This window comes from Altererythrobacter chaiwopuensis, assembly GCF_054957735.1.
In genome coordinates this window covers 1-19721 of record NZ_JBTXJF010000003.1, presented here as the reverse complement: position 1 = coordinate 19721, position 19721 = coordinate 1, and the positions used below count along the sequence as shown (strand labels likewise).

Annotated in this window: 17 protein-coding genes and 2 pseudogenes; 8 read left to right on the top strand and 11 right to left on the bottom strand. The window is 56.7% G+C overall.

Translation table 11 applies throughout. From position 1 onward, the window contains the following. Nucleotides 1-4 precede the first annotated feature (4 nt). Nucleotides 5-1171 carry an aromatic ring-hydroxylating oxygenase subunit alpha gene (locus ACX3VQ_RS11585; RefSeq protein ID WP_462581233.1) on the top strand — a complete coding sequence of 389 codons (1167 nt, stop codon included), beginning with the start codon at nucleotides 5-7 and terminating at the stop codon, nucleotides 1169-1171. After that, nucleotides 1168-2778, top strand: coding sequence for a phytoene desaturase family protein (locus ACX3VQ_RS11580; protein ID WP_462581232.1), 1611 nt, complete (start codon nucleotides 1168-1170; stop codon nucleotides 2776-2778). The genes ACX3VQ_RS11585 and ACX3VQ_RS11580 overlap by 4 nt, the downstream gene beginning before the upstream one ends. 99 nt (nucleotides 2779-2877) lie before the next feature. Here ACX3VQ_RS11580 and ACX3VQ_RS11575 read toward each other — a convergent pair. From ACX3VQ_RS11575 to ACX3VQ_RS11545, 7 genes and pseudogenes are all read right to left on the bottom strand, one after another. Further along, nucleotides 2878-3581: pseudogene (locus ACX3VQ_RS11575) on the bottom strand (IS6 family transposase). Between the two features lie 206 nt (nucleotides 3582-3787). Then, complete coding sequence (locus ACX3VQ_RS11570) at nucleotides 3788-4495, bottom strand: IS6 family transposase (protein WP_462581231.1); 708 nt, start codon at nucleotides 4493-4495, stop codon at nucleotides 3788-3790. Nucleotides 4496-4519: 24 nt separating this feature from the next. Then, entirely contained in the window at nucleotides 4520-5569 is a 1050-nt protein-coding gene (locus ACX3VQ_RS11565) for an NADP-dependent oxidoreductase (RefSeq protein ID WP_462581230.1), read from the bottom strand. After that, the gene (locus tag ACX3VQ_RS11560; RefSeq protein ID WP_462581229.1) at nucleotides 5566-6366 is read right to left on the bottom strand and encodes an enoyl-CoA hydratase/isomerase family protein; all 801 of its coding nucleotides are present in this window, start codon (nucleotides 6364-6366) and stop codon (nucleotides 5566-5568) included. Before ACX3VQ_RS11560 ends, ACX3VQ_RS11565 begins: the two co-directional genes overlap by 4 nt. Nucleotides 6367-6384: 18 nt before the next feature. Further along, nucleotides 6385-7185: a glucose 1-dehydrogenase gene (locus tag ACX3VQ_RS11555; RefSeq protein WP_462581228.1), complete on the bottom strand. Its 801-nt coding sequence runs from the start codon at nucleotides 7183-7185 to the stop codon at nucleotides 6385-6387. Then, on the bottom strand, nucleotides 7160-7552 hold the full coding sequence (locus ACX3VQ_RS11550; RefSeq protein WP_462581227.1) for an EthD domain-containing protein: 393 nt from the start codon (nucleotides 7550-7552) through the stop codon (nucleotides 7160-7162). The genes ACX3VQ_RS11555 and ACX3VQ_RS11550 overlap by 26 nt, the downstream gene beginning before the upstream one ends. Before the next feature lie 22 nt (nucleotides 7553-7574). Then, nucleotides 7575-8315: an SDR family NAD(P)-dependent oxidoreductase gene (locus tag ACX3VQ_RS11545; protein ID WP_462581226.1), complete on the bottom strand. Its 741-nt coding sequence runs from the start codon at nucleotides 8313-8315 to the stop codon at nucleotides 7575-7577. 98 nt (nucleotides 8316-8413) lie between these two features. On the opposite strand from ACX3VQ_RS11545, the gene ACX3VQ_RS11540 reads away from it, so the two are divergent. Continuing rightward, on the top strand, nucleotides 8414-8830 hold the full coding sequence (locus ACX3VQ_RS11540) for a VOC family protein (RefSeq protein WP_462581225.1): 417 nt from the start codon (nucleotides 8414-8416) through the stop codon (nucleotides 8828-8830). A 50-nt stretch (nucleotides 8831-8880) separates the two neighbouring features. Here the strand turns inward: ACX3VQ_RS11540 and ACX3VQ_RS11535 are convergent, their stop codons facing one another. From ACX3VQ_RS11535 to ACX3VQ_RS11525, 3 genes are read right to left on the bottom strand one after another with little or no spacing between them, the layout of a single operon-like run. Then, complete coding sequence (locus ACX3VQ_RS11535) at nucleotides 8881-9735, bottom strand: SMP-30/gluconolactonase/LRE family protein (protein WP_462581224.1); 855 nt, start codon at nucleotides 9733-9735, stop codon at nucleotides 8881-8883. Nucleotides 9736-9762: 27 nt separating this feature from the next. Next, complete coding sequence (locus tag ACX3VQ_RS11530) at nucleotides 9763-11406, bottom strand: flavin-containing monooxygenase (RefSeq protein ID WP_462581223.1); 1644 nt, start codon at nucleotides 11404-11406, stop codon at nucleotides 9763-9765. 35 nt (nucleotides 11407-11441) lie between these two features. Continuing rightward, nucleotides 11442-13688 carry a TonB-dependent receptor gene (locus tag ACX3VQ_RS11525; protein ID WP_462581222.1) on the bottom strand — a complete coding sequence of 749 codons (2247 nt, stop codon included), beginning with the start codon at nucleotides 13686-13688 and terminating at the stop codon, nucleotides 11442-11444. Nucleotides 13689-13870: 182 nt separating this feature from the next. On the opposite strand from ACX3VQ_RS11525, the gene ACX3VQ_RS11520 reads away from it, so the two are divergent. The 5 genes from ACX3VQ_RS11520 to ACX3VQ_RS11500 all read left to right on the top strand — a co-directional run bounded on the left by ACX3VQ_RS11520 (nucleotide 13871) and on the right by ACX3VQ_RS11500 (nucleotide 19560). Further along, nucleotides 13871-14749, top strand: a complete 879-nt coding sequence (locus tag ACX3VQ_RS11520) for an enoyl-CoA hydratase (protein ID WP_462581221.1) — start codon at nucleotides 13871-13873, stop codon at nucleotides 14747-14749. Nucleotides 14750-14895: 146 nt separating this feature from the next. Beyond that, a complete protein-coding gene (locus tag ACX3VQ_RS11515; RefSeq protein ID WP_462581220.1) occupies nucleotides 14896-16140 on the top strand; it encodes an acyl-CoA dehydrogenase family protein in 1245 nt (414 codons plus the stop codon). Nucleotides 16141-16142: 2 nt separating this feature from the next. Beyond that, nucleotides 16143-17240, top strand: a complete 1098-nt coding sequence (locus ACX3VQ_RS11510) for an acyl-CoA dehydrogenase family protein (protein WP_462581219.1) — start codon at nucleotides 16143-16145, stop codon at nucleotides 17238-17240. Then, entirely contained in the window at nucleotides 17237-18841 is a 1605-nt protein-coding gene (locus ACX3VQ_RS11505) for an AMP-binding protein (protein WP_462581218.1), read from the top strand. The genes ACX3VQ_RS11510 and ACX3VQ_RS11505 overlap by 4 nt, the downstream gene beginning before the upstream one ends. Nucleotides 18842-18894: 53 nt before the next feature. Further along, nucleotides 18895-19560, top strand: coding sequence for a TetR/AcrR family transcriptional regulator (locus tag ACX3VQ_RS11500; protein ID WP_462581217.1), 666 nt, complete (start codon nucleotides 18895-18897; stop codon nucleotides 19558-19560). Between the two features lie 75 nt (nucleotides 19561-19635). Here ACX3VQ_RS11500 and ACX3VQ_RS11495 read toward each other — a convergent pair. Further along, nucleotides 19636-19721, bottom strand: a pseudogene (locus ACX3VQ_RS11495) (IS6 family transposase); the annotation flags it as partial.

Below are 19721 nucleotides of genomic sequence, written 5' to 3'. Positions count from 1 at the left end.
GCAAATGGCAACACAGGTCAGGGAAACACCGCAGCAGGACGCGCTTGCAGGCTGGAGCCTGCCGGCATGGACCTATCGCGATCCGGAGTTCTTCGCATTGGAACTCGATCGGGTTTTCCGGCCGAGCTGGCAGGTTGTCTGCCACGAGAGCGATGTCCCCGCAGCTGGCGATTGGCACACGCTCGATTACTGCGGTGAAAGCGTGATCGTGGTGCGTGGCAACGATACCCAGCTTCGCGCTTTCACCAATGTCTGCCGCCATCGCGGATCGCGTATTGTTGACGGATCGCAAGGCTGCGCGAAGAAGCTGGTCTGCCCCTATCACGCCTGGACCTACGAGCTTGACGGGCGGCTCTCCGGCGTGCCCGACAGCGCCAGCTACCCCACGCTCGATCGCGGTAAGGCAGGCCTCGCGCCGGTCGAGATGGAGGTCTGGCGCGGCTTTGTGTTCGTGCGACTCGAAAACGATGGCGGGCCTTCGGTGGCCGAAATGATGGCGCCTTACGAAGCAATGGTCGCGCCCTATCGCTTCGGCGAACTCAAGGCGTTGGGCCGCGTCACGCTGCGCCCGCGCGAGGTCAACTGGAAAAACGTGGGCGACAATTATTCTGACGGGCTGCACATTCCTGTCGCGCACCCCGGCCTCACGCGGCTGTTCGGCAAGAGTTATGGCATCGAGGCGCAGCGCCATGTCGACCGGATGTGGGGAGACATGATCGACCGCGACAGCGCCAACTGGTCCGAACGCATGTATCAGCGCCTGCTGCCCCCGACGGAGCATCTGCCGCCTGAACGGCAGCGCCATTGGCTCTATTTCAAGCTGTGGCCCAACGTCGCCTTCGACATCTACCCCGATCAGGTCGATTTCATGCAGTGGCTGCCCGTCAGCCCCACGACCAGCCTGATCCGCGAGATTTCCTACGTCCTCCCGGATGACCGCCGGGAAATGCGCGCGGCGCGCTATCTCAACTGGCGGATCAACCGCCAGGTCAATGCCGAGGACACAGCGCTGATCAACCGTGTGCAGCAGGGTATGGAATCGCGCAGCTTCAGCATGGGTCCGCTGAGCGAAAAGGAAGTCTGCCTGCGCCATTTCTGTAGCCGCATCCGCGAATTGATCCCCGAGGCGCGGCTCGAGCAACAACCAGCCCACGGATGGAGCCGCGCATGAGCAGCCAATACGATGCCGTAATCATCGGCGGCGGCCACAACGGCCTCGTCTGTGCCTTCTATCTGGCGCGCGCTGGCCTCAAGGTGCGCATTCTCGAACGCCGCGATGTGGTGGGCGGCGCGGCGGTGACCGAGGAGTTTCACCCAGGCTTTCGCAATTCGGTGGCGAGCTACACGGTCAGCCTGCTCCAGCCCAGGGTGATCGCCGACATGAAGCTGGCAGATCACGGTTACCGCGTGATCGAACGGCCGATCTCCAATTTCCTGCCGCAGGAGGATGGCGGCTATCTCAAGCTGGGCGGCGGTCTCGAACGCACGCAGGAGGAATTCCGCAAGTTCTCGGCGCACGATGCCGCAGTGCTCCCCCAATATTACGACGCGCTGGAAGGCGTGGCCGAAGTGCTGCGCAGCCTCGCGCTCAAATCGCCGCCCAACGTGGGTGAAGGGCTGCGCACACTGCTGGCCGGGGCCGCGCAGGGCTGGGGCCTTTCGCGGCTGGGGCTCGAGGCCAAGCGCGACGTGCTCGACCTGTTCACCAAATCGGCGCGCAGCTTCCTTGACAGCTGGTTCGAGAGCGAGGCGGTAAAGGCCGCGTTCGGCTTCGACGCGGTCGTCGGCAACTATGCCTCGCCCGATACGCCGGGCAGCGCCTATGTCCTGCTGCACCACGTCTTTGGCGAGGTGAACGGCAAGAAGGGCGCATGGGGTCACTGCGTGGGCGGCATGGGCACGATCACGCAGATCATGGCCAGGGTGTGCCATGATGCGGGCGTAGAAATCAGCCTTGATGCGCCGGTGGCAGAGGTCTTGATCGATGGCGACAAGGCGGTCGGCGTCAGGCTCGAAAGCGGCGAGGAGATTGCTGCGAAGCGCGTGATCGCCAATGTCGGACCCAAGCTGCTCTACGGCAAAATGGTGCCCGAAAGCGCGCAGCCGGAGGATTTCCGCCGCCGGATGCGGGGCTTCAAGGCAGGCGGAGGGACTTTCCGCATGAATGTCGCGCTTTCCGAACTGCCGCGCTTCACCTGCCTGCCCGAACCTGGCGAGCACCACCGTTCGGGCATCATTCTCGCGCCCACGCTCGATTACATGGACCGCGCCTTCCTCGATGCCAAACAGTTCGGCTGGTCGAAGTCGCCGATTGTCGAGATGCTGATTCCCTCGACGGTCGATGACAGCCTCGCCCCGCCGGGCCAGCATGTCGCCAGCCTGTTCTGTCAGCAGTTCGCGCCCGAGCTTCCTGATGGTCGGTGCTGGGACGCGGAAGAAGACGCCGCGGCGGACACGATCATCGACACGGTCGAGCGCCATGCGCCCGGTTTCCGCGCCTCGATCCTGGGGCGGCAGGTGCTCAGCCCCAAGGGGCTGTTCGACAAGTTCGGCCTCGTCGGCGGTGACATCATGCATGGTCACATGAGCCTCGACCAGCTGTGGTCGGCGCGCCCGGTGCTGGGCCACGGCGCCTATCGCGGGCCGGTGAAGGGGCTCTACATGTGCGGGGCGGGCACGCATCCGGGCGGCGGCGTGACCGGCGCACCGGGGCACAATTGCGCCGCCGAAGTGCTGGCCGATCGTGGGCGCTGGGGCCGATTCCAGACCGGGGGCTGAAAGGCACACAAAACCGGCTTACGGCGCCATAACGCGGTGCTGTCAGTCCGACGCTAACTGTTCTCTGGCCGGCGCAACTCACCCTCCCCTCGCAGTCAGTCAGGCCATAAGAGTTTGCCACTCGACTAGCGCGGCCGAGCGACGGGCTTTGTAAGTCTGGCGATCGACGAGATGACGTTCCGAATTGAAATGATTGGAGATCGAGGCATGGATGGAGGCGAACTTCTGTAACGATTGCATTTGCCGAAATCGCAGTATGGCCCGCTCTCTTCGTCGGAACGACAAGTGCGAATTCTCGGCACGATTGTTCAGCCATCTTCCCATCTCGCGACGGTCCTGATTGCCGAGTTCCTTCATCGCCGCCGGGTAGGATTTGAGGCCGTCGGTGACGATTGCCTCGGCCTCGCCATGCCGCTTCAGCGCCTTCTTCAGGAACGCCAAAGCCGCAGATTTGTCGCGCTTCTTCGTGACGTAGCTTTCGAGGACCTCACCTTCCTGATCCACCGCTCGCCACAGATAGTGACGCTCGCCATTGATCTTCACAAAGACCTCGTCGAGATGCCAACGCCAGTGGCGAAAACCCTTCATCCGGCTGACGCGTTGGCGCCGAATATCGGACCGAACCGGTTCCACCATAGCCGAACAGTTTCGTGACAGATGTCGATGCCCCGTTCGAACAGCAGGTCTTCCACATTCCGCAACGACAAAGGAAACCGCACATACATCAGCACCGCGAGCCGAATTATCTCGGGCGAAGAGTTGAAATAGCGGAATGGACTGGCTGGTTTCTTGGGTTTCGGCATCCAAACGCCCTACCCTCACCGGCTCACTTTTCAATCAGGTGCGTTTGCTTTGACAATGCCGTTCTGAGTGCAAAACGGTGCGGAACCGCGCCGATTTTGAGCTTATTTCTCCTAATATATCAGAGACTTAGACTAGGTGGCGGTGCTGTCAGTCCGACGCTAACTCTCCTCCACTAGGCAAGGGCTGCCCCTACCCCGTTCGTTCTTCAGGCCATAAGGGTTTGCCACTCGGCCAGAGCGGCTGAGCGGCGGGTCTTGTAGGTTTGGCGATCGACCAGATGGCGTTCTGAGTTGAAATGGTTGTACACATTCGCGTGGACCGACGCGAACTTCTGCAAGGTCTTCATTCGTCGGAAGCGGAGCATCACCCGCTCTCGTCTGCGCAGGGGCAGGTGTGAATTCTCGGCCCGATTATTCAGCCAGCGTCCCATTTCGCGTCGTTCGAGATTGCCAAGCTCTCGCATCGCCGCTGGGTAGGATCTTAACCCATCCGTGACGATCGCTTCCGGCTTTCCGTAACGCTTCAGCGTCTTCTTGAAGAAGCGGAGTGCGGCCTTTTTATCCCGCTTTTTGGTAACATAGCTCTCCAGGATCTCACCTTCATGATCGACGGCGCGCCATAGGTAATGGGTCTCGCCGTTGATCTTCACGAAGACCTCATCGACATGCCAGCGCCACTGGGTGAAGCCCTTCATCCGGTTGATCCGCTGCCGCTTGATGTCCGCTGCGAACATCGGACCGAACCGGCTCCACCATAGCCGAACAGTTTCGTGACAGATGTCGATGCCGTGCTCGAAGAGTAGATCTTCCACGTTCCGCAGCGACAGCGGATACCTCACATAGAGCATCACAACCATGCGGATCACTTCGGGAGACGAATGGAAGTAGGCGAACGGACTCTTGGGCTTGCTCATCCGCTAGGATTAGCAAGCCGGCCGTTAGGTCGCCATCCCTTTGACAGCACCATCCTGATCAATCAGGGCCATCAAAGTTCCCTCGTTGGCACCAGTAAACAGGCTAGTATAAATTTCAGGCAGCTCTTCGAAACCGGATCGCACATCCACGCGCGCAACAATGCGGCCTTTTCGAATCCATGGTTCAAGTTCGGCCAGCGCGGACGGAACCTCGGCGCGATAGTCTCCCATCAAGAATCCTTGCATCACGATGCTGCCGTAAATCAGCCGCATCATGTTTCGTGGGCCCTCAGCTGGCTCCCCGTTGTTGTAGGATGCGATTTGTCCGCACAAGACGATCCTGCCAAACCGCGCCATATTCTCGATCGCAGCCTGCAATATCTCTCCGCCGACATTGTCAAAAAAAACGTCAATGCCATCGGGACAAAGCTCTCGCAGTCGTGCCTCCACATCTTCCGCACGATAGTCAATTGCTGCGTCCAGCCCGCATTCGTCGATTAACCATTGGCATTTGGTACTACCACCAGCAATGCCAATTACCCTGCACCCCTTGATCTTGCCGATCTGCGCTGCGATCGATCCTGTAGAACCCGCTGCCCCGGAAACCACAAGAGTTTCGCCAGGTTGAGGCTTTCCTACCCTCAGCAGTCCGAAATAGGCAGTTAGGCTGTTCAGTCCAAATACGCCCATTGCCTCAACGGCGGTCATACCGGCTGGCACCAACTGGACCGCACGCGCCTGCGTATCTATCGTCTCGTAATCCTGCCAACTGCTTATCGTCGTGACACGAGAACCTACGGGGTAACGAGGATCCTTAGATGCAACCACCCGAGCGGCTGCGGGCGCCATGACCGGACTACCAAGAGGGATGGAAGGGTAAAGGCTGTTGCCCGTCTCGTCCATCCAGTTGCGCATTGTGGGCGCACACAGAAACAGGAGATTCCTTATGCGGATCTGACCGTTTCCAAGTGGTTCGGCAGGATCACCCTCTGTCCGAAGCTCGAAATCCTGTGGTTTCGGCAGCCCTTCCGGACGGCGGCGCAGCAGCCACTGTCGGTTGGTCATAGTCGTCATTTTGCCCTGTCCAGCCAATCACGGCGCCGATCAAGCGGTTCGCTCAAGTAACGCTGCATCCTCTCAAGCCCCTCGGACGACCCGATTACCGAGACCGATGCCTCCGCCTCGACCATCAGCCCTTCCTCGAAAGGCAAATCCGATCCGCCATAGACGGCGCGCTTAACCATCGCCATCGCGAGTGGGGATTCAGCCGCAAGATCCTGCGCGATCACAATCGCCCGGCTCTGGGCATCGTGAGCAAGCTCGTGCACCAAGCCAAGTGCAAGTGCATCTTCTGGAGATACCACCCTCCCCCGCAGAACAAATTCAATTGCCTTGCCAGCGCCCAGCAGACGGCTCAATGTCTGGGTTCCACTTCCACCAGGAATGATCCCCAGTCGCGTTTCCGGAAGGCCGACACGATGGTCGCCATATTGCAAAATTCGGATGTCGCAGGCGAGGCATAGCTCGAAACCACCCCCCATGGCATCGCCATTGATTGCAGCGATTACCGGCTTGGGCAGATCGCGAAGCCGTTGAAGTAACTCGTAATAGCCTGTGTTAAGGCTTGTGCCGAGTTGCGCGAGCGCAACCGGATCGGCTGCCAGTTCCGCCAGTTCTTCGACGCTGTAATGTGTGATGAACCTTCCCGGCACTCCGCCAACGAGCACAACCGCGCGCACGTCAGGCGCAGCCCAGTCAGTTATCAGTTCGGCAAATTCGGCGGCACCATCTGCAGTAAAATAATTCATTGGCGGATTGAGGTAGGTCGCAATGGCCACAGCTCCATCCCGTGTCACAGACCAGTATGTCATCGACTTCTCCTCAGACGCTCAAACTATGTGTGACCCACCGTCAATCACCAGCGCGGAGCCCGTCACATAGCGAGATTCATCAGACGCGAGATAAATCGCACCATAGGCCACATCCTCGGCTTTACCGAGCCTGCCCATGGGTATCATCTTGGTAAAGTCACGCTCTGCATCCGCAGCGTCGATACCCAGCCTGCGGGCGGTGCCGGCATAGATATCTTCAATCATCCGCGTACGCATCTGTCCCGGGTGGATGGAATTGCATCGGATCTGTTCATGTGCCCCATGGGCTGCGACGGTCATGGTAAGATGCCTGACCGCAGCCTTGCTCGCGCCATAGCCAGTCTGGAATGGTGTCGCTATCAATGCGGCAAGCGAGGAGATGTTGATTATGGATCCACCGCCTGCACGCCGCATTGCCGGTATTGCAGCCCTGCAACCAAGAAACACTCCTTCGACGTTCACCGCCTGTATCCGCCGAAAATCCGAAAGTTCTGACTGTTCCGGATCGACGCGTTCCATGGAACCCTCAAATCCGGCATTGTTTACTAGAACATCCAAACGACCATAGTGACTCTCCGCAAAGGCAACAACTTCGTCCCAACGCTGCTCATCGGTCACATCTTGCACCACATGGTCACAACCTTCCGCTTCGGCAGCAATGCGCAGCGCAGCTTCATCCCGATCGCTCAGAATAACGACTGCGCCTTCAGTGACAAACAGGCGGCCGATTACCCGGCCAAAACCTCCAGCGCCGCCAGTGACGAGCGCAACCTTACCAGCAAGTCTGCCGCCCTTATGCATCGCTTGTGCCAAGCTCATCGATTAGGACATGCTCGTGAGTCATGAACAGCGGTGACCGCGAGAAATCGATGAACTTGCGCTCATCGTCGAGAAGATCCTCCAAGGCGTTTAGACCAGCCTCGGTACCCATGGCAGCAACTGCATCCTCTTCGCTCGTCCACCAGCCCTCCATGACGCCATCATAACCTTCGAGACCGCCCCTTTGTGCCGCCATCTCGCTATTGATAGGCGTGTCATAGCTGTGGCTCTGCGCGTAACGATACATGTGGATCGTCTCTGCATATTGCCGGACCTTTTGCCAGTGCACCTCGCGCCAGTAGCGCTGAAATTCTTCGCGGGTCAGCCCAGGCTTGCGTGTCAAGCAATAAATCATCTTGATAGCCATCGTTGCTATTCTCCCTAAGCCACTATTGAGCGGTATAACCGCCATCGACGATAAGATTTGCTCCAACGATAAAGCTTGCTTCGTCGGAAGCCAGGAAAACGACTGCTGCCGCAATTTCAGACGGCTCAGCCATTCGGCCAATTGGATGCAGCGCAATCATGGGCGGAAGATCTTCCGGCGAAACCTCCCTTGCGATCAGCGGCGTGTTCACGAAACCCGGACAGACGGCATTGACCCGAATGCCTTTGCGCGCATACTCCACGCCAAGGGCCCTCGTCATGTTTACAACCGCACCTTTCGCGGATGTATAGGCCACATGCTCAGGGAAACCGACATGACCATGCACGGAAGCCATGTTCACGATTGCCCCTTTACCATTCTTGCACATGTGGCGAAGCGCTGCGCGAGCCATGAGAAAGGCGCCGTCCAGGTTCAAAGTTAGGGTGCGGCGCCAGCGCTCCAGGCTCTCATCGTGGCTCGGCCCGAGCTTGCCGCCGCCAGCGTTGTTGACCAGGATGTCAAGGCGCCCGAACCGTTCTACGGCAAATGCCACTGCCGCTTCTGTTTCCGCCTCCTGTGTCACGTCAAGTTTGAAGAAGCAGGCGTTTTCACCCACGCCACCCGCGACCCTGGCACCGTTCACTTCATCAATATCGGCAATGATTACCCGCGCTCCTTCCTTCGCCATAGCGCGGGCGCAAGCTTCACCAATTCCACCAGCGCCACCGGTAATCAAAGCAATTTTTTGATAAAGCCTTTCCAATATCCCATCCTATTATAAATATTGATAGTATCATTTATTATGTTTGCTTAGATAATGATAATAGCTATATAGCTTTTTTCTTCGAGAGGGCCTTATTTATGGTTAGAGTCTATCGCATAGCGTTGCCATCTTCTGATATTGAAAGAGATGTGAGGTTTTTTCAGGAAATATTATCGATAGACGGATCTCGTGCATCACCAGGCCGCCATTACTTCGACTGTGGCGGAACGATCATCAGTTGCTACGATGCTGCTGCCAACGGTGATGTTAAGCGGCCGCGGGCGAATGACGAGTATATTTACTTCGCGGTGGACGACATTGACGCCACATATGCACGGGCACGAAAGGCCGGGGCGCCCCTTGATTTCACGCCCTTGCCAAATATTGGTGCGCTGGGCGAGGTCTTGACTCGTCCGTGGGGTGAACGCTCCTTCTATACCTGCGATCCCTCGGGGAATCCCTTGTGCTTCACAGCTGCAGATACGGTTTTTACCAGCGGAAAGCTTCCCAGTTAGGTCAAGATCGGCCGACTGCCGCAATGCAGGGGCATCGTTTGGCCTTTCAGTCAGCACCAGTCGGCACCCGGCACGTCTACTTTCAGAATCTCAACTCGTCCCGGCCGCGTCTGGAGGCGATTCTCGCGGAGATCGCCAAGAGGACTTGATGTCAGCATGAACAATGTACGCCCATCGTCTCCACCCAGCGCCACTGCCCATCCCTGACGTCCCGGCGGCGTTTCAATCAAATCGGTTACAGCGCCCCCCTGTTCGATCCGCATGAATGAGCCAGTTTCGATGGTAGCCACCCATATGCCGCCTGCCGCATCCAGGCAGATTCCGTCGGGCATTGCATCTGCGGTCTTTGCCCACAGACGGCGATTCGAAAGTCCGCCATGCTCAGCGATGTCGAAGGCCGTCAGTTGTTTTGCGAGGCTCTCCGCCACGATAAGCGTTCGGCCATCGGGCGTGATGACACTGCCATTGGGAAACATCATCTGCTCCGCAGCCACTGAAGGATGACCTTCAGGTGACACGCAGGCCAGCATACCTGGTTTCGGGTCGGGATCGGCCCAGATATCATAGCCCATGCTTCCAACATAAGCACGGCCGATCCGGTCAACGACCATGTCATTGGCATAGCTGATCGAATGATCGGAAAGATCCGCATGCACGCGCAATTTTCCTTTGCCGTCCAATGCGAGCAGTTTTCTCTCCTTCATGGAAACTATGAGCAATGTCCCGTCTGGCAACCAACCAAGCCCGGACGGATAGTCGTCGAGAACAATAATCTCATCCATTCGTCCGGACAGATCGACCGCTTTTACCCGACAATCTTCCATGTCCGAAAACCATAGCCGCCCCTCGTGCCAACGGGGTCCTTCAGGAAAGACCAGACCTTCGGCAAGTATTTCGGAACTCATCACAACCTCCTCTGAGGTACTTCGCGATTACGCAATCAGTTCATATTTGTTTAGGTCAGGCCCACTTGTCATCCGTTCCATGAACGCCTCAGGCGACTTGGTCCAAATGTCGATCCGTCCACGTTCATCAAGATACCAACTGCGGCATCCCGTGACCCAAACCGTGTTCACTACAGCCGCCTCCATTTCCTCAACGAAACGGTCTTGCTCATCTTGCTTCGGCATGATGGTGGTTGCACCCCGCTGCTTCATCTCGTTCAACAGCCGGATGATGTAATTGACCTGCAATTCGGCGCAGGTCATCGTCGAAAGATTTCCGACAGTCGAATAAGGACCGCCTACGAAAAGTAGATTCGGAAAACCTGCCAGGCCGATCGATTCGAATGAACGCGCACCTTCCTGCCATGCGTCAACCAGAAGCGGGCCATTCGCGACCTGGATGTCAAGTTTTCGGCAATAGGCATGGGTGTCAAAACCAGTTGCAAGAACCAGGACATCAAGCTCGACAAGGCGGCCGTCCGTCAGGCGCACGCCTTGGGCTTCAATGCGATCGATCTGTTCTACCTCGAGCGTGCAGTTGGGCTTCTGCAGCGCCGTGTAATAGCTGTGCGAGAAAATCAGGCGCTTGCACATCACAGGATAGTCTGGCGTGAGCTTCGTTCGCAATTCGGGATCACTGATCGTAGCAAGATTGGCCTCGCAAGCCTCAGCAAAGCGACGCTGTGAATCCTTATCTCCAACCGCGCCGTTGCCGAAACCAGTATTGTACATGTCCATGAAAAAATCAAAAAGACGCTGCATTAGCTCGGGATAGTGTTCGAGCATGCGGCGGCGTCTTTCCGAATAGTAGTCATTGGGCGCAGGAAATATCCATTGTGCTGTGCGCTGGAACACTGTCACATGGACAGCCTTTTCCACCACGCTCGACACGATCTGCACAGAACTCGAACCATTCCCGATCACGCCAACTCGCTTGCCGGAGAAATCATATCCTTCGGGAATCCGCGAACTATGAAACTTATCATGCTCGAAACTGTCCAGCCCGGGGATGTCTGGCAATTTAGGGATGTGCAGAAAGCCGGTCGCCGGCACCAGAAAATCGCCTTCGATCACCTCGCCTGTCTGGGTTTCAACATGCCAGCGGCCGTCCTTGTAGAGGCACCGATCGACAGCTGTGCCAAAGCGGATGTTTCGCCGAAGATCGTAATGATCAGCCACGTCAGACAGATATTGTTTGATTTCTTTGCCGGGCGCGAACATTTGCGACCAGTCCGGGTTTTTGAAGAAACTGAAGCTGTAGAAATAGGATGCAACATCGCAGGCGACGCCAGGGTAGTTATTATGGTGCCACGTCCCGCCGAGATCAGTACTTTTCTCGACGATGACGAAATCGCTATAGCCAGCTTCACGAAGCTTGGCCCCCATTGCAAGTCCCCCGACGCCGGCACCAATGATGATTATCCGGGGCTGGCGGCCCGTCGGCTCTTCGCCCCATTCCGGTGCCGGACCAAGTTCATTGACGGCTCGACCTTCTTCTTTGGCCCTAGCGAGCAGGATATCTTCAAGCTCCTCCTGCCGCCGAGAAAACTCGGCGGCAGTTCGCTCATCTGTCGTGGACAAACGGTCCACTTCGGCCTGAAACCATAGGTCGCAAGCTGTCGCTGTACTCATTGTGTCCACGCTATCTTGCTCCAAAAGTTCACTGATTACCAAAAATTATACCGGAACGAGGCCCCGATAGTCCGGGGACGCACAAAGCTCTGTGCTATCGTACCAATCGAACTGAGGTCGAAGGCGAAGATTCGATAGCGTTCGTTCCAGAGGTTCTTGGCAAAGAGAGCCGCCTCCCAACTGCCATCCTCACTCGCAAGGCTTACGCGCAAGTTGCCTACCGTATAGGCACCTTCCCGCTCATTCGGTGCAGACAGGACTGTAAAGGACTGCTTGCCCGTATGATTAGCATCAAACTGGATAGCGGCCACACGGTTAGCGGAAACAGGCTTTTCATAGCGGATGCTGGCCGTTCCAGCAAAGCTTGGCGATTGCGGCAGGTCTCGGTCAACTACCCGCCCTGAAGGCAATGTGACATTCTTTGCTTTCGAGTCGAGTGTAGTAGCGGTGAAATTGAGCTGCAGCCCTTCTGTCGGCCACAGCGTAAGGTCAACCTCAGCCCCCTTCACTGTAGCGTCCGTATTCAGGATCGTACCGACTGGAACATCGCCAATCGTGCGAAAGTTGAATGCCTGATAGTCCTTGTAATCATAGTAGAACAAGGCGCTGTTGAGCCGTGCCTTGCCATCGAGGAACGTCCACTTTTGGCCAACTTCGAACGCATGAAGCGTTTCGTCACCGAATGGGATCGCAAGGGGGTTTATAGGCAAATAGGTCGGTAGACTGAACGCACCGCCCTTGGTGCCGCGGCTGAAGCTCGCATAGAACATCATCCTGTCCACCGGACGCCACTGTAACTCGGCCCTTGCCGAATAAAGGTTGAAGTTCTGTTTTGCGAGATCCGGATAGAGTGTCGGATTGAACGCAAAATCAGGTAAACCTAAACCTTCGTCAACAACGTAATGATCAATCTTCTTTTTCTCGTAGGTATAGCGCCCACCGAGAATGGCCGTCACTTCAGGAACAATGTCATATTCAGCTTGGGCATAGATCGCAGCGCTGTGCGTCTTCATGTCCGCACTTTCAACCGGCGTCACGACGCCATCAAATAGATTATAGGCCGTTACACTCTCGCTGCGCTGGTAGAAAAGGTAAACGCCGCCCGTCCAGCGGAATGTGTCAGACCCGCCTACAGCACGAAACTCTTGCGTGAAATGCGTGAGATCCTGGGAATGGAAGTCATCTGCAATGTACTGCGGAGCTGCATCGACGTCTTCATAGAATGTCTTGAACAGATCCTGATAGTCGGTGATCGATATCAGATTGACGTCGCCAAGATCCCAGTCAAATTTCAGCGTCCCGCCAGCCGCTCTCCGCCGGAAATTGCCACTGCTAGTCAAGGCTCCGACATAGGGATTGCTCTGTTGGAAGCCTTCATAAAAAGCCGGGCCGCAACCGTTACAGGTGCCATAGGGATTTTCATCTGGGCCAACGAACCGGCCAAGGCCATCCGCATCAGCAACGGTAGCTGCAAATGTGTACGGTGTACCCGACTGGTCAAAATTCTTATAGAAGCGGACGTTGAGGTTAACATCGAGATTAGACGTTGGCTGATAGGCCAGGATGGCGCGCGCTGCGACATAATGCTCGTCACCCAGACTTGAATCGTCTACCGTATTGCGGACATAGCCCTCACGAGTCGATATTGCGACAGCAACACGTCCCTGGAGATTCTCCGAGAGGGGGCCGCTAATGGCACCTTCAACTTTGCCCCACATGTCATCAGAGATAGTTACGTCGACATAGCCTTCCGTTGCTTCCGTCGGCTGTGCGCTGATGAACTGAATGAGCCCGCCGGTTGCGTTGCGACCAAAGAGTGTGCCCTGCGGACCGCGCAGCACTTCGACGCGCTCGAGATCAAAGACAGGAAGACTCGCCTGCGTACTGGTGCTGAGATAGGCGTCATCAGCATAGATGGCGACCGGCGGTTCCAGGTGATCAGCATATCCATTCTGCGATACACCACGAATGTTATACTGGACCACGGATCCACCAAGGCTCGTAAACCTGAGGTTGGGAACATATTCGGCGATATCGGTCGCATTATTGATGCCAAGGCGAGCGAGAGTCTCGGCTCCCAATGCAGTAACCGATAGGCCCACATCCTGGATGTTCTGCTCCCGGCGCTGAGCGGTCACGATAATGTCGTTCGTGTCCGAAGCTGAATTGGTCTCCCCCCCCGACTCCTGGGCCATGCCCGAAGTTGCGAAAAGCGCGAACGTCAGCGCTGCACCACCGTGCAACAACCCGATTCGATAGGACCTCCGATTAAAGCTCGTCATCCAATTCCTCCTCCCACTTGAAATGTGTCACTCTCATCACTGAGTTCGGTCTACAAAACATTTGACCAGTGATTCACCAGTCACTAGTAAGCAACCCAGTAACATTGTCAAGCGCCTGAAAATTGCGTTGGCGGAGCACCCAAGGGCCGCGCCGGCAATTTCTGCCCATAGAAGGAAAAACGATGAGTAATGTGCAGCCAACCGTTGAGTACAGTACGCCTGCGGCCGGGATCGCACGCATCAACCTGGATCGTCCTGCGCAAGGCAATGCGCAGGACACCCAGATGACCTATGACCTGAATGGCGCCCTAATCCGGGCTGCACATGATGACGAGATCAAGGTCATTGTCCTTGGCGGGAACGGCCGTCATTTCTCGACAGGCCATGACCTCAAGGATCACGGGCACGACAGTGTTGTGCGCGCCAACCCACGAATGGGAGTCTATGGAGATATCGATACTTCCAATGTCGCGGGCTATTATGCTTGGGAGCGTGAAGTCTATCTCGATTCTTGTCGGCGTTGGCGCGCGATTCCCAAGCCCGTAATCGCAGAGGTTCACGGGGCCTGTTTTGGCGGCGGATTGATGCTTGCCTGGATCGCAGACATAATCATTGCATCAGATGACGCCTTCTTCTCGGATCCGGTCGTCAACATTGGTGCAAATGGCGTAGAGTTTTTTGCGCATGTGTGGGAGATTGGCCCTCGGAAGGCCAAGGAAATGCTGTTCACGGCCGACAGCTGGACAGCGCAACAGGCGTTGGATTGGGGCATGATCAATCATGTCGTTCCCCGCGAAGAGCTCGAGACATTCACGCTCGAACTGGCGTCCAGGATTGCTGCCAAGCCTGCCTTTGCTCTCAAGATGGTCAAAGAATCTGTGAATGCATCAGTCGATTCGCAAGGACAGACCGATGCCATCGACAAGGCATTCCTGTTTCATCAACTGTGCCATGCCCATAATCGCGTTGAATTCGGTGGCGTTCTTGACCCAAGGGGTCTTCCCGAGACCGTCCTAAAATCTGGCAAGCTAAGCAAACTCGTTGCTGGGAATGCCGCTTGATGCAGCAATGGCGGATGAGCACTGCCGCAAGGCGCATGCCCGAACTCCACACGGCCAGCAAGACAGGTAGGAGGCGCATCGGTCAGGCCTTTGCCTGCCTGTTGGCGCACTTGATAAGGCCAAGCGCGACGGACAATTGTTAGTCTATGATTCACAAATCAACTTTTCAGATCGATGCGGTCATGGCGGCGCACACAGACAGCGACCCGCAGCTCAGCGAGTTTCGGGATGAAGTCAGAACGTTTGCGGCAGACCGGTTGCCTCGGGATATTCGCGAAAGGGTGCACCTGGGGCAGCATCTGTCCAAGGAAGATCATCTACGATGGCACCGTATTCTGGCTGAGCGCGGTTGGCTGGTTGGGCACTGGCCCGAGGAATTCGGTGGCTTGGGCTGGTCGCGCCTTCAACGATGGATCTTCGAGAATGAGGTTTATCGAGCTGGGTCGCCTTGGCTCGTGCCATTCGGCGTGACTTATGTAGCCCCGATTATCTACAGCTTCGGGACCGATGCGCAGAAGCAGCGGTTCCTGCATCCGATCGCGCGCGCGGAAACGTGGTGGGCTCAGGGCTATTCGGAGCCGGGAGCCGGCTCGGATCTTGCAAGTTTGAAAACCAGTGCCGTTCGAGATGGCGACCATTACGTAGTTAACGGCCACAAGATTTGGACGACCATGGCGCAATGGGCGGACATGATGTTCACGCTTGTTCGAACCGATAACGAGGTCGCCCCACAGAGAGGCATTTCGTTTCTCTTAATTGATCTCAGATCGCCTGGTGTGACCATCCGGCCAATAAAGACGATCGATTTCGCCGAACATCTGAACGAAATTTTTCTCGATGATGTCCGGGTTCCCGTTGAAAATCTTGTCGGCGAAGAAGGGCGCGGATGGACCTACGCGAAAGTGTTGCTTGGCAACGAGCGCCTGCTGGCCGCCGAGATCGGCAAGGCGCAGCGCATGATGGCGCGTTTGGAGCATTTGCTTGCGACAACCGGTTGCGGGTCCAGTTCTCTCAGGGCCGACAGGGCCTGGCGCCGACGCGTTGCCGAACTTGGCGCAAGGATGATGGCGCTTGAAAGCTTGTCCTACGAATTTTTCCGCGAGGCCGAGGGTGGCAAGGATCCGGGTGCAGCAGCCTCGACCCTGAAAATCATCGGAGCCGATCTCATACAGGCCATTTCGGCAGCCATGGTTGACATATTTAGCTATCACGGCCCGCCCTTGTCTGGGGATGTGCTGGATGGCGTGGACGGAACGGCGCCATCCAGCGACCCGCCTCCCGATGCTCCTGGTGCAATCGCGGAATATCTGTACGGACGTGCTGCCAGTATCTACGGTGGAAGCAGTGAGATCCAGCGTAACATCATCTCCAAATCGGTTCTGGGTCTGTAGATATGGCCATTCTCAACCCGGAAGAACTGGCCCAGTTCGCCGAAAGCGTCTCTCGCTTCATCACCAATAGATATGATCGCAAGCTCAGAATATCTCGCGCCGCAGCGGCCGATGACAGCCGGGATATCTGGCTGGCCTTTGCCCAACAGGGATGGCTCGGACTGACCATATCGGATCGTTTCGGCGGACAGGGCGGGGGAGCAACCGAATTGGGGGCACTGCTAGGTGCAGCTGCGCCCAATCTGATACTGGAACCCTTGCTTACAAATGCAATTGCTAGCCGTCTGATCGCTGAGGCGGGGACGGTGCAGCAGCAGGCCCAGTGGCTGCCGCTTGCTGCAAAGGGCGAACTTGTGATTGCCTTTGCCCATGAAGAACCGGGCTCAGGACATGGCCGTGGGTCGCTGGGCACGCAGGCCCGGTGCAATGGCGAAAGCTGGCAACTCAACGGGCGCAAGCGGCTTGTTTTCGATGCCTGTTCGGCCGCTCAACTCATCGTGTCAGCGCAAACGCCTGACGGCGAGACCGGCCTTTTTTTGGTTGAACGCGATGCGTCCGGCCTCTCATTTGAGCGGCAACGGCTGGCCGATGAACGCATAGCGGCCAATGTCACACTCAACGCAGTGCCCGGCACTCCTCTTGGTTCGGGCTGCGCCGACATGGCGATTGAAATTGCCTTTGACCTCGGTGCCGCCGCGCTGTGCTCGGAGAGCGTGGCCATTATCTCCGAGCTAAACCGTGCGACCATTGACTATGTAAAGACCCGCAATCAGTTTGGTCAAACGATTGGATCCTTTCAGGTGGTCCAGCACAGACTGGTCGACATGAAAATTGCTGAACAAGAAGCCTGGGCCATTACGCGCTGCGCACAAATGGCACTCGATACGGATTTGGAGGGTGCCGCACAGATCGTGTCGGCGGCAAAGACACGGGTCGATTGCGCAGCGCGTCAGGTCGGCGAAGCGGCAATCCAACTCCATGGCGGCATCGGCATGTCCGATGAGTTGCTCATCGGGCATTACTATAAGAGATTGATGGTCAACCGCACCCTGTTCGGAAATACGGACTGGCATCTCGACCGGCTGGGAGAGCAACTATGACCCGTTGGCCTGTCCGTGACGTCCCCGAGGCGGAAGAATACCGTCAGACGGGGATCTGGCAGGGACGCACGATTGCCGATCTGGCCTGGCGGCTGGCCGAGCAGGACGATGGATCACAGATCTTTCTGAACGAAGAACAGCCCTCATCGATAACCGCCCTCGTAGCGGAAGCGGAGATCCTGCTTTCAGGCCTTCAGGATCGCGGGATCGTAATTGGCGACGTCGTTAGTTTCATGGTTCCCAACTGGCGGGAAGCCGCAGTGATCAACCTAGCGGCGGCGATGGGGGGCTTGGTCATCAATCCGATCGTGCCCATTTACCGCGACGCCGAAACACTCCAGATCCTCTCGGACTGCCGCAGCAAGGCGATCTTCATTCCGACCACATTCCGGAAGTTCGATTATGCCGCGATGATGGAACGGCTCAGACCGCATCTGCCGGATTTACGTCATGTCATCCTGGTCAGAGACGAAACCGGTGGCGCCAACAGTTATGCCGCCCTGATCGCTGAAGGAAGAGCAAGTCGACCTAAGATCACCAAGGTCGATCCAGGCTCTGTCAAGATGGTGATGTACACCTCCGGCACGACAGGTAAGCCCAAGGCTGTGTTGCACAGCCATGAAACGCTCGAACGCGCCGTTGTCGCAAGCGCCGAGCATTGGAATCTTGCGCCGGGTGACATCGTTTTTATGCCGTCTCCGGTGACGCACATAAGCGGCTATTCGAATGGCCTCGAGCGTCCGTTCATCAGCGGCACGCGTACCATATTGATGGACAACTGGAATGCTCAAGAGGCGGTGCGTGAGATTGACCGGCATGGTGCGGTAATGACTGTCGCCGCGACACCGTTTCTGCAGGAACTTATCACTGCGGCCAAACAAGCGGGGTCACGCATCCCCAGCTTCCGCATTTTTGCCTGCGGCGGCGCGGCAGTCCCAAGCGAGTTGATCAGACGCGCCGACAAGGTCTTTGCCCAAGCTTGCGCCTTTCGCGTCTATGGCAGCTCCGAAGCACCGTTTGTCACACTAGGCTTTATTGAACCGCAACTGCGGGAACTTGCGGCGACTACAGACGGCCGCATCGTCGACTACGATGTTCGCATCCTCACTCCTGATGATAGTATACTAACGCCCGGCCAGGAAGGCGAGATCGTCGTCAGGGGGCCAGCGCTCTTTCTTGGCTATGCGGATCCATTGCAGACGGCTGAAAGCTTTACATCCGATGGTTACTTTCGGACAGGCGACATTGGAAAGGTTGTCGAGAACAATGGGATAGTCATTACCGACCGCAAGAAGGATATTATCATTCGCGGCGGCGAAAACATCAGCGCCAAAGAAATCGAGGATGCGCTGCATCAGCATGACAGCGTTCTGGAAGCTGCGGTCGTTGCAATGCCGCACGAGCGGCTGGGCGAAGGCGTATGCGCTTTCATAGTCGCTGCAGAAGGTGCCTCGCCAAGCGTAAGCGTAATTTCTGACTTTCTTGAGAAGCTCGGCCTAGCACGGCAAAAGCACCCCGAACGCGTGGAGCTTGTACCTGAGCTTCCACGAACCGCTTCGGGCAAGGTTCGCAAAGACATACTGCGAGCCAAAATTTTATAATTATGAGAGCGTTGTAAAAGCAATAAGGCTAGAAATAGGGGAACATACAGATCGTGGCTGGGGCAAATGGAACGAAACAGGCGAGACAAGAACAGCGGAAACGCCCCGTTACGGCGGCGCAGGCACGGCGGAACGAAGAGATCCGCATGCGGCTGTTGCGGGCAGCCGGCAAAGTAATCGGGAAATATGGATATGCTGGCTGCAGCATTGCGCGGGTGACCTCATTGGCAAGGGTTGCACACGGCACGTTCTACCTTCATTTTTCATCGCAACAGGACTTATTCGATTCCGTACTGCCAACGCTTGGCGCTTCGATGCTTCATATAATCGGGCAGGCAATCCACAATCCAAAGGACATCATGGATCTGGAACAACGCGCCTTCATGACTAACTTAAACTATCTCGTTGAAAATCCGTATATGTTCCGTGTCCTGACTGAGGCGGAACTTTATGCACCGGCGGCGTTCGAAAAGCACATGGATGCTATGATTGCCGGTTATACGCGTTCTCTCAAACGAAGCCGATCTCTGCAACATATCGCCAATTTTTCGGATGAAGAACTGGAAACAATCGCTTCAATGTTGATCGGGGCACGCACCTATCTTGTTATGCGTTATGGGCTGGAAAAACAGGCGGTGAAATCACTGCCTGCCGAAAAGATCGAAGTTTATTTGAAGTTTGTCGCGCACGGACTGACGAACCACTTCTTCAAAACGTAAGGTCAGAGGGCGGTGGTTTCAGTCTAACGCAAACGGCCTCCAATTGGCGAAGTAGCCCCCATCCCGCGCCGCGCTTCAGGCCATCAGTGATTGCCACTCGACCATGGCGGCAGAGCGGCGGGCTTTGTAAGTCTGGCGATCGATGAGATGGCGTTCTGAGT

Bases quoted from the DNA above. Each gene is read 5' to 3' on its own strand.
- ACX3VQ_RS11585 (WP_462581233.1), top strand. From the start codon at position 5: ATGGCAACACAGGTCAGGGAAACACCGCAGCAGGACGCGCTTGCAGGC.
- ACX3VQ_RS11580 (WP_462581232.1), top strand. From the start codon at position 1,168: ATGAGCAGCCAATACGATGCCGTAATCATCGGCGGCGGCCACAACGGC.
- ACX3VQ_RS11570 (WP_462581231.1), bottom strand. From the start codon at position 4,495: ATGAGCAAGCCCAAGAGTCCGTTCGCCTACTTCCATTCGTCTCCCGAA.
- ACX3VQ_RS11565 (WP_462581230.1), bottom strand. From the start codon at position 5,569: ATGACGACTATGACCAACCGACAGTGGCTGCTGCGCCGCCGTCCGGAA.
- ACX3VQ_RS11560 (WP_462581229.1), bottom strand. From the start codon at position 6,366: ATGACATACTGGTCTGTGACACGGGATGGAGCTGTGGCCATTGCGACC.
- ACX3VQ_RS11555 (WP_462581228.1), bottom strand. From the start codon at position 7,185: ATGAGCTTGGCACAAGCGATGCATAAGGGCGGCAGACTTGCTGGTAAG.
- ACX3VQ_RS11550 (WP_462581227.1), bottom strand. From the start codon at position 7,552: ATGGCTATCAAGATGATTTATTGCTTGACACGCAAGCCTGGGCTGACC.
- ACX3VQ_RS11540 (WP_462581225.1), top strand. From the start codon at position 8,414: ATGGTTAGAGTCTATCGCATAGCGTTGCCATCTTCTGATATTGAAAGA.
- ACX3VQ_RS11535 (WP_462581224.1), bottom strand. From the start codon at position 9,735: ATGAGTTCCGAAATACTTGCCGAAGGTCTGGTCTTTCCTGAAGGACCC.
- ACX3VQ_RS11530 (WP_462581223.1), bottom strand. From the start codon at position 11,406: ATGAGTACAGCGACAGCTTGCGACCTATGGTTTCAGGCCGAAGTGGAC.
- ACX3VQ_RS11525 (WP_462581222.1), bottom strand. From the start codon at position 13,688: ATGACGAGCTTTAATCGGAGGTCCTATCGAATCGGGTTGTTGCACGGT.
- ACX3VQ_RS11520 (WP_462581221.1), top strand. From the start codon at position 13,871: ATGAGTAATGTGCAGCCAACCGTTGAGTACAGTACGCCTGCGGCCGGG.
- ACX3VQ_RS11515 (WP_462581220.1), top strand. From the start codon at position 14,896: ATGATTCACAAATCAACTTTTCAGATCGATGCGGTCATGGCGGCGCAC.
- ACX3VQ_RS11510 (WP_462581219.1), top strand. From the start codon at position 16,143: ATGGCCATTCTCAACCCGGAAGAACTGGCCCAGTTCGCCGAAAGCGTC.
- ACX3VQ_RS11505 (WP_462581218.1), top strand. From the start codon at position 17,237: ATGACCCGTTGGCCTGTCCGTGACGTCCCCGAGGCGGAAGAATACCGT.